The organism is Bacillus sp. FSL R10-2780, from assembly GCF_038006125.1.
Classification (GTDB): Bacteria; Bacillota; Bacilli; order Bacillales; family Bacillaceae_G; genus Bacillus_A; species Bacillus_A cereus_U.
Genome location: NZ_JBBOUQ010000002.1, coordinates 1 through 12,602, shown reverse-complemented (window position 1 = coordinate 12,602; position 12,602 = coordinate 1). Strand labels below are relative to the sequence as shown.

Genomic DNA, 12,602 nt, shown 5'->3' with positions numbered 1-12,602 from the left:
TCACCTGTTAAGCAATTAATCCAAACAGCCGGTTGATAAAAATATTCTTATTTTGGACAGACTGGTCCTGCAAATCAATTTATTCTTTTTTGAGCATATGCATGGCTTCAACACCACTCAATATAGAAGCTGATGTTTTGTATGATTTAAATCCCAACATAGAGCGTATACGTTTTTTAATAAAACGAGGCTCTTGTTCTACTATGTTATTTAAATATTTTATCCTTCGGATTTTGGTGCCCATTGGTATCCTTTTTTCTTCCTTCAACTGTTCGATAGCAATTGGATAAGCAGGATCCTTATCGACTGTTATAACACGAGGCTTTGAAACATGAAAAGACTGCAAAGCTTTCTTGAAAAAGCGCTTTGCAGCCTTATAATTTCTAGATTTACTCAAATAAAAGTCAATCGTGTTTCCTTCAGAATCAACGGTACGATATAAATACATCCATCGTCCTTTTATTTTTATGTATGTTTTGTCCACTCTCCATGAGTTATTCATTTGTTTGAGATGACGCCGAATTCATGCTATCGGTAAAATGGTGTATGACGTCAAGAACAAGACGCTAAAACATCTGAACACGAACCTATACGGTCTGTCGTGAGAGTGGTGATGGCACACCCCAACCTTGCACGTCAACGATACCAGAAATGGACTTCGCCTTTGGTAGCAAGAATCCTACTGATGTTAGTCAGCTTTCCCCTTTAGGTGTGGGAGTGTCAACTCAAATATCATATAGAACCAAGTTTATCTTATCTAGACTATAATAGCTTAGTCGCTCACAACAAGAGATGATAGCAATTACATTTTTCTTATTTATTTTACTACTTGAACAGATACTGGTTTCCAGCCCTGATTCTCTACCCAATCAATATCAACCTTATATTTTTTATTACTTTGCTTATCTCGTACATTACCGTAGGCTTTATTTTCACCATTATTTCCAATAAAATCAAAAATTAATTGACCCTCTGGAACATCAACAGCATAAGAAATTGCTTTTTTCATCTCATTCCAATCTACTGTTCCTTCTTTAAATTTCATTGCAGGTTTTGCTCCTTGCTCTGTACCAATTGCCTTCCAAGAATGGTTAGTTTGAGTACCCTTTTCTTGAGATATCGTTTTTTCTCCCTCTTTATTTTCATTTCCGTTCGTTTTTACAGGCTCTTCTACTTTTTGTTTCTCTTCTAAATGTGCTGTTTCTTTATCTTTGTTTTTCTTTTCTTCTATCTTTGCTGTTTCTTGATCTTCGTTTTTCTTTTCTTCTATCTTTGCTGCTTCTTTATCTTCGTTTTTCTTTTCTTCTATCTTTGCCGCTTCTTTATCTTTGTTTTTCTTTTCTTCTATCTTTACTGCTTCTTTATCTTCGTTCTTCTTCTCTTCTATCTTTGTTGCTTTCTTTTCTTGAGCAATTGCTTTCTTTGATGTATCAGAAGTGAAAAACAACTGATACGTCACTATGCCAACTGTTACTAATACCACACTAAATGCGATATTAAATATCCCCTTATTACGACGATTTTGTTGTTTTTCTTGAAACCTGCTTCCTTGTCCCATTTTTCAAACCTCCGTGTTTATTTTCGCCACTAATCTTTACGTATTGTTCCTAAGAATCTTAATATTTTTATTAAATAATGAAAATATTAAGGTTTGTGCGTTTTCAAGTATCTGACATATGTTATTCAAAAATAGTTTAATAAATTAAAGATTAATAAGTTTCTGTACTTAAGTATACTTATTAACAAATAAGCCTCTTCTTCACCGATTTATAATTTTTAAAATCAACTGTCCTCTTTAGTTTGCGCTTTCTAATGGATATGCCGTGAAACCAAAAAAAGATTTCACCTTCTTTTCAGAATAACTTTCGTCACTAGGGAATTCTATTATTCCTAATCTAACCTTTAATTCGCTTTCATGACAAAATGAATCTTTATGAAGTCCCCTTATCTTTTGTATAAAGCGCTTTTATTTTTTTCAATATAGAGCAATATTTCTTTGTTTATAACCTTCTTAAAAGCTTCTTCTCTACTGTAAAAGTCATTTAAACTATACAATCCATATCATTTAATATGTAACGTTTCTATTAATTCCACCTCATTTTCCAGACAATACTATTATTTCTGAATATTACATTTACTACGAATACACATTCCGGCTTACTTGAATTATAAATTGCGCTTATCTATAATACATTTTATTATTAATAACTTCAATACTACATATGTAGTATTGAATGGATGCAAAAAAACATGGAAATTTAATTCAAGCCCTATCAAAATGAAAATAAAAAACATCTGTGATATACACAAAGTGCTTTTCTCTTGTCAATTTATCTATTTTCTTTTTATAACTCAACTCCTTCGAATCGTACTTTTCTAGAGTTTGCTGCAATTCATTTTGTTCATATGGAATATGTTTATCTGTCTGTACATCTTCAACATCTTCAACATTTTCTCCACCTGCTAATAATCTCCTGTACTTAAAAGAGTGCCCTGTTAATAATGGTGTAATCATTTTGTATGGCCCTCCTTTTGTTTGATTACTTGTATCATAAAACAAGTATCTGAAGTTGATATGTAGTCTACTTTACTGATAAAACTAACAAATAAAAAAGGAAACCTGCATGTTCGTTATAGTGATTTTTAAGTTATATATATATTCATACAAATTTATTAATATGTAATATTACATATTAGGAGTTTCCTGTATCTTCATGATATTGATGTATTTATAATACTTATATCTTCATATTTAGAAAGGAATAAAAAATGAAAAAAATCACATCAACACTATGTATAGCTGGAATGACTTTAACTATTTTAGGAGTAGCTCCTCAAAGTAGTTATGCTCATCTCGATCAAATTGATTTAACTGAGAATGATCCTATTACCGCTCGATGGTCTGCAGAAGCACCGTATCATTCTGATAAAAGTACACATTTATGGATTGCAAAACAAGCTATTGAAATTATGAAAACAGAATCTAATGTTGAAGCAAATAAGCAGGCTGTGGACTTCTTAAATTATCCGCAATATAAAGATCTATTTTCTAAAGGATTATATGATGCAGATTATAATGCAGAATTTAACGATGGTGGAACGGGAATAGGCGGCGTTTTTAAAGGTGGATGGAAATCCCATTTTTATGATCCGGATACTAAAGAAAATTATAGAGGAGAAACAGATCCAACTGCTCTTACACAAGGCAAGAAATACTTTTATGAATCTGGAGAACATTTACGAAATAAAGACTATGAAAAAGCTTTCTATTACTTAGGGGTAGCCACGCACTACTTTACAGATGCGACACAACCTATGCATGCAGCAAATTTTACCGCAATTGATATGAGAGCTATAAAATATCATAGCTATTTTGAAAATTATGTTACAACCATTCAAGATCTATTTGCAGTTAATAATGGGGGGAATTATAACGACTCTCTATCTACACCTGAAGAATGGATTGATTATGCAGCCCGAGTAGCTAAACCTGAAATTCAAAATATTGCTAATGATAAAACATTTGCGTATTACAATAGCGGTAAGGCGCAATTGTGGCAAGAAATGGTTACCCCAGCTGTGCAGCGAAGCTTAGGAGAATCTCAGCGTAATACAGCAGGTTTCCTAAATCTTTGGTTTAAAACGTTTACTAAAAATGTACAAGCTCCAAGTTTAGAAACTGCACAAATCTATGATATAGCAGGAAATGTTATAGAAGCAGGGAAAAACTATTATATCGTACCAAGTGAATCTCCTTTTCAAGGTCTAACGTTTGAATGGTATGTAGCAAATCGTTACGATTATGTTTTACTTGCAAATAAAAAGAATGATATACAATCTGGTACACCTATAGAATTTGTATTTTACAAAGATAATGATGCAAAGCTACACCACGGTGAAAGCGTATACCTTCGCATGAAGCATTCTAATTATGATCAATATCAATATTTAAATTGGTCGAAATATTCTAGTTGGGTTCACCTTGCTGAGAAATCTGATAGTTTAGCAGACTTTAAAATTCAAATTAACCCGGATAACCCTACAGAATATAATATTTTTACAGATGGTTATCCATTAAATTATGAGAATATAAATGCAGAGAAAAGTTGGATTGTACTAGGGGGAAAAACACAAAAACCTAGCTCATGGAAGTTTGTACCTTTCAAATAACCTAAACACACTCGTTCCTAATCAGAACGAGTGTGTTTTTTGTTTTGAGGTATTTGCTTTTCTTAGGGTAAATAAGGATCAAGGTTTAAGAATTAGCTAGTAATTGTTGAAGTCTATTATACGTTGAAAAGGCGGAGTCTCTTTGAAGACTTCACCGTTGTTTATATAGGGCATGAATGGTCTCGATACCTTTTATCGTACATGAAGCATGGCGAAGATTTTGAAATCCTACAGATTTGGCAAAACGTCTCTTGACATGCCTATGATTCTGGTCAATAAGATGGCTAAAATTTTTGATTCTACAATGGATTGTAGTTTGATAAACCGAGAGACCCTTTAGAATAGAAATCACTTTTGACACAAAACAATGATTTTATATGGTGTAGTTTGAGCTGGTATACTCATTGTCGTAAAACCATAAATAGCTATTAAATTTCGATTTACAAGATTACCTGTAAAGAATTGACCATTTGTTAATAAAATTTGAGTAGAAGGAGAAATATTTAATTTTAATTTTCCATCACTACTCTCCAACTGTTCATTAAAATAGTCTACTTTTACATTTTGATGCGGTGTATATTTTGCCATAACAATCGCTTGAAATTGTGGTGGGAAAATAAGAGGAGCAGGAGCGTTGGCATCGTAAAACCCAGTTACTTTATCTCCTACTACTACCGTTGCATAGTCGATAAAATACGTATTTGGTTTCACTACAAAATTTATTAGATTCCCATAACCATTATCTACGGACATTAATTTATTACATCCTATATCTTCGTTTGATCCTGTTACAAAATCGTTAATCATAGTTATTGTACCATCAAATGATTGAAATTTTTTCATTCAAATACCTCTTTTGTTTATATAATTAAACCTCTATCGTTACTCTATAATTTTTAAAAACATGTAAATGAAATAATCCTTCTCGTATCAATTCCAAAAATAACCCAAAACCTACCGTTCCATCTAAAACCAGCAACAGACCTTGGTCCTACAAAAATTGGGAAATACCAAAACTGTTCACCATTACTAAGCCATATATAAGTATTTCGAAATAAACATAATGAAATTGCTCCTGGATCAACAGCAAATGGTGAAGCTGTTGATTGTTGAGGAATAAATGATGGGGGGGGGAGATGTTGGAGCTTGTGAACTTTGCTGTCCTGGAAAACTTGGTACACCCGGAAAACCTGGCATTCCAGGTATACCTGGAATCTGAGGACCAGGGAATTGACGATCGAAGTATTGATCATAATTTATATAAGGATAATATATTGACTCATTATACATTTAAAAACCACCTCTTTATTTTTAAAACCTTCTAAATTATTAATATGTAATGTGGTTCGTATAGGAAGCTTATTCGCTTCCTATACGAACCATATTTTAAACAAAACAAATATCAAACAGGAAAGTATACCCATACCCTTTGTTTTCCAGTATGAGGTAAAGGCTGGGGGGGAAATGGAGCAAGGGGCTAGCCTCTCCTAATGTCATAAAAAAAATAAAGAGTGAGAGAAATTCGTCACACCTGAAAATGTCCTTCTTTAAACTAATTTTCTCTGATAGCTAAATAAGAAAGAAACGAAGTCACAGACAGATTTCAATTCATCATAAAAAAACGGTACGACTTTATTTCAAAACTACACTTATGACTAATTGGTTGAGTGATCGATACGTCAATATATCTTAAAAAAGAGCTCTCTTGATAAAGAGAGCTCCTTTTCTTATTTCTTCTTCTTTTCTGTCGGTTGGCTTTGTTTAGCGAAATTAGACGAATCATCGAAATTCGGTTGTTTTTTACCAGCATTATTACTTCTACCTTTTCCCATATGTAATGCACCTCCCCTCATCCTTACTATTCCCAATAAAAAAATCCTCTTGCATCCAAGATAATTTTTTATTAGGCTCTTATTAATAATGTCCAAGTGGTATATACTTATCTAAAAATCTAAGTAGTCATATATATGGCTAAAACAAAAGAAATGGCTGAGGTTTTTAGGATAGGATTACAAATTGGTTTATTTTCAAAAACTGATGTAATTAATTGGGCTGATCAAACTATTGAAACACTAGATAGTCCTGCTAATGAAATTATTGACGTTTCTTTATCCAGTAATGATAAATTGGTCGATATTGCATCTAAATTAAAAAACATAAAGGGAAGATATGATGAAAAATTAACAGTGAAAATAATACTGGGACTTTTATGTGAGAAATTTATTATAACTGGAGAAAATGCATTGAAAATAAAACCATTTATATTTAAATTAGTACATAATAATTGCTGTGAAGGGTTCGATAATGTAGATAAACAGCTGTATAATTTTAATGAGGAAATAAATTTAGCCGAAGATAATATATATGGGAATCTAGAAGATATTAGCCAAGAAATAAAAGAGTTTTTATCTATTTATAAAGATTTTAGTATGTGTTTTCATTTACCTTATGGTGTGCTAAATGATGAATAAAAACAACAGGTCTCAAAGACTCTTAGAACTTCTTGAAGCAAATAGAAAAAAGCACAAACCTACTTATGGTGCTTTATATGACGAATGCGTCTGCGTGTTAGGTGCGGAAACTAAAGAATTATCCCCTGGAAGAGGATCAGAAATATACAAATTATTAAATGACTCTTACCCTTTTGAATGGTGGGGACGAATCAATTGGAATATGGTTGTCCTTAAACATGCCATTGACTCCATGGATCAATATCTCATCTTATCCCATTGGAAAGTAAAATCTATATCCTATAGAGTACTGGGCCTGCTCCCATTCTCTATGCAAATTCAAACGATATATTACGTAATATTGACGATGTTACGGCGGTTGGTAGCGACACTTATCTTTTTTGTCCAAATAATTTTGTTATAGAATTTTACCATGAAGGTGAAATCATCATTGGTTTTGGAAAAGACCGTATTTAATAGCCAACATACAAAGAAAATTGAAGGGATTTTTTTGTTTCTAGATATATTGATGCTGATAATGAGGTTTTATGTAAACTTAATATGAATACCTTATGCAATCAAAATACCTTTCATCATCTATATTCTTGATGTGGTACAATCTGGATATAAGGTAGAGGGAGATAGACAATGGAAGAAATCATTAAAGAGATTGTTTCCACAAGCAAAGGATACAAAGTTCAAGTTATCAAACGAAATGATGGTTTTTACACTACAGAAGTTTTTGCGTGGTTTGAGGATTACGGATATGAGTATTGGGCTCCTATTAAGCAGGGGTTATCGTTAATTGATACAGAAAAACATGCCATATCCATAGCAATGGAACACTTAAAAGTGTATTCAGGTGAGAGTGATTAGTGGGGGGCAGCCGAGATTTATTTCATTTATCAAGGTTCACTTTAGTAAATGAACAGGCCAGTTAGCCCTTATAATGGACTAACTAGCCTGTTTATTATTTTTTCCTTTTCACATATGTTTCTCATGCAATTTCCGTTCAGAGAATTCGATAAATTCTGCTAGCTTTTGTTTTTCTAAAACCGATACGAAAATATAAACTAACTAAATTTTTACAAAAAGGAATGGAATTGATTCTATTTTTGGTAAATATTTTTTTAAATATTACGATACACGAAATTACTATATTAATTTTAATAAAAGTCCCTTGAAAGGAGCCACTTATTTTACAAGGTACTGTTCTACTTCTTTTATTAATAGTTCTGCACCTTCTGGACTTAATGTTATCTTACCGTTTGCTAATGATATGTTACGATTTGATACCTCTCCTGTTAATGCACAAACACCACCGGGCTGATATTTCTGTAAAACAATGTCTTCACCTTCTACAAAGATCTCTAATGGTGATTTTTCTTTAATACCTAGCGTATTTCTAAGTTCCTTTGGAATTACCACACGCCCTAAATCATCTACTTTTCTAGTCACTCCGGTTGCTTTCATCTAGCGTCTTTCCCCATTTCATTATCAATTGTACCCAAGTTATTCTCCACTATTATAACAAGCTTTCCCCATACATGAAAATTTAGTTACATTTACAAAAGAACAAGTGGAACAAATAGAAAATTATTGGCATGAAAATAGGCTGAAGAATCGAAATGAAGCAATTCGCCAGTTCGTAGAGAAAGAATTTAATTCATAAATAATGAGTACCCTTTTCATTTTTCCTAAAAACACATGTAAAGCCTGTATCTATCTTTACATGCGTTTTTATAATGAATAAGACCTATTGTATTAACTTCTTCATCAAAACGCAAAATAAACCGATTTGGAAAGCCGTTTTCAAATCAAACCTCATTTTTTTAACGCATTTTTACAAAAAAGGAAAAAGTGCTGGATTTTTATCAACTATAATCACCCGGGTATTAGAGACATGAAAAGACCGCAAAGCTTTCTTAAAGAATCGCCTTGCAGCCTTATGATTTCTATAAATTTAATTATTTTTATGTTTAAATTTATTTCTTAAGGAACTTTTTAAGGCAGTGAAAAATATCCTTCTTATTTTTCACTATATAATACTTAAACTTCTCATCTTCAATGTTTTTATAAACAGAAAAAAGGGTAGATGATGAGCGATTATACTGGTTTAGTTAGCCGGGATGTAACCAAATTTAATATATTCTGTTCCCAAAACTCACTTGTAACTTTATTATTTTCACCTCAAGAAATCCATTCCCCTTTAAAGAGGTGTTGTATTTTAGACTCAATAATCATTAATCCCTCATGGTACCACCACATCCCTATCAAACTAACAGAACAGGTTGCCCCCAAACGATTAAAATAAATCTTTTAGGCTCACCATATCAAAAAAAGAAAATCTACAATTATCAAGACCTAATTTTATAAAATGTTTTATTATAAACCCCTTCAACATATTATATATGTCTAATATGTTGGGGGATTTTATTATTTACATTCGTTCTTCGTTATTTGGGGTCCCACCACATCGCTATCAAGCTAAGGTTGCGCCAGGGAAACTTCAGAAGAAAAGCTCACTCCTTATATAAAAATAGATAAGGAGTGAGCTTTTTTTGGTTATCGATAATGATAGGTTAATTTTACATGTATACGAGATTTATCATTATTCATCATGAACTTTTATTGATGGTATTTATATATATATTTACTCATAAGAATAGAACTAGCTTTGTATTTACTGGGGGGGATTAAGAATGAATAGGGATGAAACCTCATTACATCCTGATACGGGTGTTACGTCTGTAATGTTTGTTGAACGATCATTAAATGAAATTCGTTTTTGGTCTAGAATCATGAAGGAGCATTCTTTTTTTCTTCGATTGGGGTTTAGATGCGAGGATACCCAACTAATCGAAGAGGCTAATCAATTTTATCGATTGTTTGAACATATCGAACAAATAGCGTATTCCTATACAAATGAAACAGATCCTGGGCAAATAAAAAGGTTTAATTCAGAAGTACAACAAGCTGCAACCAATATTTGGGGATTTAAACGAAAAATTCTAGGATTAATTCTCACATGTAAATTGCCAGGACAAAATAATTTTCCACTGTTAGTTGACCATACAAGTAGGGAAGCAAATTATTTTAGAAAACGTTTAATTGAATTAAATGAAGGTAAATTAGATGCCCTTCCTGATGCTATTATTAAAGAAAATGTTTTCTTTTTAAGGATTATGGCAGACCATGCTAAATTTATTGGTCATCTTCTTGATCCATCGGAAAGAAAGCTTGTAGATACAGCCCGGAATTTTAGCAATGATTTTGATGAATTGATGTATCAAGCAATTGACTTAGAATCTATGAAACCACAATCTCAAACAGTTCCTCTTTTAGATCAATTTTTAGATCAAAATCGTGTGTCAGTCACATCTCTTCGGGATTTTAAGAAAACGGCACGTGATTTAATTGAGCAATGTAAAATAAAGAGTATCATTCATCCATTATTAGCAGATCATGTTTTCCGTGAAGCTGATAGATTTCTTGAAATAATTGATATGTTTGATGCTCATCTTACAAATATTAAATCACAATCTAGATAGTAAAAGATAAGGAAAGATGCTATTTTGCCTTAAGCTGAGAAGTTAACAATTTATTGTTAGCTTCTTTTCCTTGTGATGGATTCATACGTTATTTTATTAAATATTCCCAAAGGGAGTTTTAACCCCTTTGTTTATAGTCTTTTGAATGTATAATTTCTTTTTATAAATAGAGGATATTAGGAGAATTGACGGGAAGGCAATGGTTTCGGGAATTTGAAAGTAAAATAATAATAAAAAGTTTACTTTCATGGATGATAAAGAAGTTTAATTATTTAAGGTTAATTTAAGGGGATTTCATAGATGCTTCCAGAATAGATATAATATAATCGTTATATTAGTTTATATAAATTAAAATTGTGACTTTTGGGATGGATTTAAAGAGGGAGTCAATTCTAAAACTGAAAAAGTAGAAAATCAAGAGGAAAAATAAAACTTTTATAGAAGTTTTGAAGAAAAAAAGACGACCTATTTATTGTCGTCTTTCATTTTTCTTTTAGAACAATGCTTTAATAAAAATGTTTTATAAATTCACACATATTTAGGGGTTAGCCCCTTGCTTCGCTTCCCCCAATCTTTGCCTCACATCCAAAAATAAGAGAGCTGATCCCTACTCTACAGGTTGACTACGAATTCTTCGATTCATGGTAACCCAAGTGGCTGTAAACAATATCATTAATAGTATTACAATGATATACAATCCGGTTTGAGGTATCATGATACCAATCATTACGCCCATTAATCCTCCCATTGCTCCTGCTACAATCCCGTTTAATAGGGGAATCATATCTTGAATATGAAGTTCTTTGATAACTTGATATATGAGGTTGCAGGAAGAAAATTGAGTGCGAAAACCAAGCCATTCGGTTCCTGCGTAAAATATCAACCGTACCAAAAGAGCGTCCAAGCGTTGGACATCTAGGGATGGAACACCCCGAAGTAACGCTCAGGGAGACGAAAGGTTGCTTTCATCGTGGAACTGAGAAGCTCCCACTTCAAGCCTTGCTAAGTGGCGAGTAGTTCACTACTCTACTTTGTTAGTTCAAGAAGAAATTGAGAACGTTGTTTTCCCTCATAACTTTTTGTAAACATCTGCGTAAGCTACTTTTTTATTTCTTATTAAATAATTTGATAAGAACTCCATAAACTAAACTTACTTGTATCTCATAGGAGTGTATTATTCGTGAAAAAAATTTGGATATTCCTCTTTTTTCTAATCATTTCTTTTTGTTCCACACCAATAGCCATATATGCTTTTACAGATAGTCGTAAGGCGTATGAAAAAACAGGGAAGGTAATTTGGGAAGTAAATACTAAGGAAAAAATAGTTGCAATAACATTTGATGATGGGCCTCATCCTGTTTTTACCCCTCAAATACTTGATATTTTAGCTAAATACAATGCGAAAGCAACCTTTTTCGTAGCAGGTAATAAAGTTAAAAGATTTCCTGCTATTTTAAAAAGGCAAGTAAAAGAAGGACACGAAATTGCTAATCATACTTATAATCATATATATGACAGAAATATTACTACCGCTAAATTAACAGCAGAATTAGATCAAACGGATAAAATTATCAAGCAAATCACTGGCTATAAACCAACTCTCTATCGTCCAGTTGGAGGCCTTCACAATGATTTAATTATTAATACAGCTATACAGAATGGAAAACTTGTTATTCTATGGTCATGGCATCAAGATCCTCAAGATTGGAGAAATCCAGCAGCTAGCAAAATTTCTAAATATATAACAAAAGGTGTGAAGCCTGGCAATATCATTCTACTCCATGATTGGAATGGCAGCGAATTTTCTCAGACATCTCAGACAGTTGAAGCATTAGAAAGTATCATGAGATATTTATACAGAAACGATTATGAATGTGTGACAGTATCTGAAATGCTCTATCGTTCCATAAAAATAATCCCCTCCCCTTTTGATCCTTTTTATCAGTGAATCTAGACTTATTTACTATCTATTTTTTTTAACGAATTCCTCGAAAGAATTCTCCTTCCTCAAGCGCGTGAAGGGCGTAGCCCAGCGGTAGATGGGAGATGCATTTCGGTTTGGCGTAGCCAAAAGGCTTTGCTTTTTAATGACAAAATTCATCAATGCTTATAAGAGTGCAAGCTCTCGACTCATTAAAAGGGATTTTCCACAAGTAAAAAAGAAACTTTGGAAAGAGATGTTTTGGTCAAGAAGTTTTTGCTTACTAACTACTGGTGGTTCACCAATAGACGTGGTAATGAAGTATATTGAAAATCAAGGTAAAAAGTGAGGTGAAATGATATGACAAAGCATAATAAAGCATATAAATTTCGTTTGTATCCAACAGAAGAACAAGCATATCTTATGCGTAAAACCTTCGGTTGTGTACGTTTCGTGTATAACAGAAGGTTAGCAGAACGTAAAGAAGCGTACGAAAAATACAAAGGTGAC

At 32.6% G+C, this 12,602-nt stretch carries 12 protein-coding genes and 8 pseudogenes; 10 read left to right on the top strand and 10 right to left on the bottom strand.

Going from position 1 to position 12,602, the window contains the following annotated elements:
* Positions 1 to 7 precede the first annotated feature (7 nt).
* The 4 genes and pseudogenes from NSQ47_RS25140 to NSQ47_RS25125 form a co-directional block, all read right to left on the bottom strand.
* Positions 8 to 523, bottom strand: a pseudogene (locus NSQ47_RS25140) (IS6 family transposase); the annotation flags it as partial.
* A gap of 294 nt (positions 524 to 817) precedes the next feature.
* On the bottom strand, positions 818 to 1,558 hold the full coding sequence (locus tag NSQ47_RS25135; protein ID WP_341038311.1) for a YrrS family protein: 741 nt from the start codon (positions 1,556 to 1,558) through the stop codon (positions 818 to 820).
* A gap of 282 nt (positions 1,559 to 1,840) precedes the next feature.
* Positions 1,841 to 2,055 (bottom strand): annotated as a pseudogene (locus tag NSQ47_RS25130) (sodium:proton symporter); the annotation flags it as partial.
* A gap of 208 nt (positions 2,056 to 2,263) precedes the next feature.
* The gene (locus NSQ47_RS25125; protein ID WP_070139019.1) at positions 2,264 to 2,515 is read right to left on the bottom strand and encodes a hypothetical protein; all 252 of its coding nucleotides are present in this window, start codon (positions 2,513 to 2,515) and stop codon (positions 2,264 to 2,266) included.
* A gap of 254 nt (positions 2,516 to 2,769) precedes the next feature.
* Between NSQ47_RS25125 and NSQ47_RS25120 the strand changes: the two genes are divergently transcribed.
* Positions 2,770 to 4,170, top strand: coding sequence for a zinc dependent phospholipase C family protein (locus tag NSQ47_RS25120; protein ID WP_002162074.1), 1,401 nt, complete (start codon positions 2,770 to 2,772; stop codon positions 4,168 to 4,170).
* Between the two features lie 85 nt (positions 4,171 to 4,255).
* Here the strand turns inward: NSQ47_RS25120 and NSQ47_RS25115 are convergent.
* From NSQ47_RS25115 to NSQ47_RS25105, 3 genes and pseudogenes are all read right to left on the bottom strand, one after another.
* A pseudogene (locus NSQ47_RS25115) lies at positions 4,256 to 4,495 on the bottom strand (DDE-type integrase/transposase/recombinase); the annotation flags it as partial.
* A gap of 23 nt (positions 4,496 to 4,518) precedes the next feature.
* Entirely contained in the window at positions 4,519 to 5,013 is a 495-nt protein-coding gene (locus NSQ47_RS25110) for a hypothetical protein (protein ID WP_002162075.1), read from the bottom strand.
* Positions 5,014 to 5,066: 53 nt separating this feature from the next.
* Positions 5,067 to 5,460 (bottom strand): annotated as a pseudogene (locus tag NSQ47_RS25105) (collagen-like protein).
* Between the two features lie 677 nt (positions 5,461 to 6,137).
* Here NSQ47_RS25105 and NSQ47_RS25100 point away from each other — a divergent pair.
* The 4 genes and pseudogenes from NSQ47_RS25100 (at position 6,138) to NSQ47_RS25095 (ending at position 7,496) form a co-directional block, all read left to right on the top strand.
* Positions 6,138 to 6,641, top strand: a complete 504-nt coding sequence (locus NSQ47_RS25100; protein WP_341038307.1) for a hypothetical protein — start codon at positions 6,138 to 6,140, stop codon at positions 6,639 to 6,641.
* A pseudogene (locus NSQ47_RS28290) lies at positions 6,631 to 6,828 on the top strand (hypothetical protein); the annotation flags it as partial. The gene NSQ47_RS25100 and the pseudogene NSQ47_RS28290, both read left to right, overlap by 11 nt.
* A 116-nt stretch (positions 6,829 to 6,944) precedes the next feature.
* Entirely contained in the window at positions 6,945 to 7,097 is a 153-nt protein-coding gene (locus NSQ47_RS28285; RefSeq protein WP_435868787.1) for a CDI toxin immunity protein, read from the top strand.
* 171 nt (positions 7,098 to 7,268) lie between these two features.
* Complete coding sequence (locus NSQ47_RS25095) at positions 7,269 to 7,496, top strand: hypothetical protein (protein WP_070139016.1); 228 nt, start codon at positions 7,269 to 7,271, stop codon at positions 7,494 to 7,496.
* Positions 7,497 to 7,814: 318 nt separating this feature from the next.
* Here the strand turns inward: NSQ47_RS25095 and NSQ47_RS25090 are convergent, their stop codons facing one another.
* A complete protein-coding gene (locus tag NSQ47_RS25090; protein WP_000648339.1) occupies positions 7,815 to 8,093 on the bottom strand; it encodes an AbrB/MazE/SpoVT family DNA-binding domain-containing protein in 279 nt (92 codons plus the stop codon).
* Between the two features lie 70 nt (positions 8,094 to 8,163).
* Between NSQ47_RS25090 and NSQ47_RS25085 the strand changes: the two genes are divergently transcribed.
* The gene (locus NSQ47_RS25085) at positions 8,164 to 8,292 is read left to right on the top strand and encodes a ribbon-helix-helix domain-containing protein (protein WP_215582991.1); all 129 of its coding nucleotides are present in this window, start codon (positions 8,164 to 8,166) and stop codon (positions 8,290 to 8,292) included.
* 189 nt (positions 8,293 to 8,481) lie between these two features.
* Here NSQ47_RS25085 and NSQ47_RS25080 read toward each other — a convergent pair.
* Together NSQ47_RS25080 and NSQ47_RS25075 are read right to left on the bottom strand one after the other, a co-directional pair.
* A pseudogene (locus tag NSQ47_RS25080) lies at positions 8,482 to 8,577 on the bottom strand (IS6 family transposase); the annotation flags it as partial.
* Between the two features lie 28 nt (positions 8,578 to 8,605).
* Positions 8,606 to 8,740: pseudogene (locus NSQ47_RS25075) on the bottom strand (sporulation protein YhbH); the annotation flags it as partial.
* Positions 8,741 to 9,322: 582 nt separating this feature from the next.
* On the opposite strand from NSQ47_RS25075, the gene NSQ47_RS25070 reads away from it, so the two are divergent.
* The 4 genes and pseudogenes from NSQ47_RS25070 to NSQ47_RS25055 all read left to right on the top strand — a co-directional run.
* Entirely contained in the window at positions 9,323 to 10,171 is an 849-nt protein-coding gene (locus NSQ47_RS25070; RefSeq protein ID WP_131245497.1) for a DUF2935 domain-containing protein, read from the top strand.
* Between the two features lie 1,180 nt (positions 10,172 to 11,351).
* Entirely contained in the window at positions 11,352 to 12,119 is a 768-nt protein-coding gene (locus NSQ47_RS25065; RefSeq protein WP_340826996.1) for a polysaccharide deacetylase family protein, read from the top strand.
* A 139-nt stretch (positions 12,120 to 12,258) separates the two neighbouring features.
* Positions 12,259 to 12,441, top strand: a pseudogene (tnpA, locus tag NSQ47_RS25060) (IS200/IS605 family transposase); the annotation flags it as partial.
* A gap of 11 nt (positions 12,442 to 12,452) precedes the next feature.
* Positions 12,453 to 12,602: helix-turn-helix domain-containing protein (locus NSQ47_RS25055; RefSeq protein ID WP_341038612.1), on the top strand; the 150-nt coding region annotated here is incomplete at its 3' end.

Bases quoted from the DNA above. Each gene is read 5' to 3' on its own strand.
- NSQ47_RS25090 (WP_000648339.1), bottom strand. From the start codon at position 8,093: ATGAAAGCAACCGGAGTGACTAGAAAAGTAGATGATTTAGGGCGTGTG.
- NSQ47_RS25070 (WP_131245497.1), top strand. From the start codon at position 9,323: ATGAATAGGGATGAAACCTCATTACATCCTGATACGGGTGTTACGTCT.
- NSQ47_RS25100 (WP_341038307.1), top strand. From the start codon at position 6,138: ATGGCTAAAACAAAAGAAATGGCTGAGGTTTTTAGGATAGGATTACAA.
- NSQ47_RS25120 (WP_002162074.1), top strand. From the start codon at position 2,770: ATGAAAAAAATCACATCAACACTATGTATAGCTGGAATGACTTTAACT.
- NSQ47_RS25135 (WP_341038311.1), bottom strand. From the start codon at position 1,558: ATGGGACAAGGAAGCAGGTTTCAAGAAAAACAACAAAATCGTCGTAAT.
- NSQ47_RS25110 (WP_002162075.1), bottom strand. From the start codon at position 5,013: ATGAAAAAATTTCAATCATTTGATGGTACAATAACTATGATTAACGAT.
- NSQ47_RS25125 (WP_070139019.1), bottom strand. From the start codon at position 2,515: ATGATTACACCATTATTAACAGGGCACTCTTTTAAGTACAGGAGATTA.
- NSQ47_RS25095 (WP_070139016.1), top strand. From the start codon at position 7,269: ATGGAAGAAATCATTAAAGAGATTGTTTCCACAAGCAAAGGATACAAA.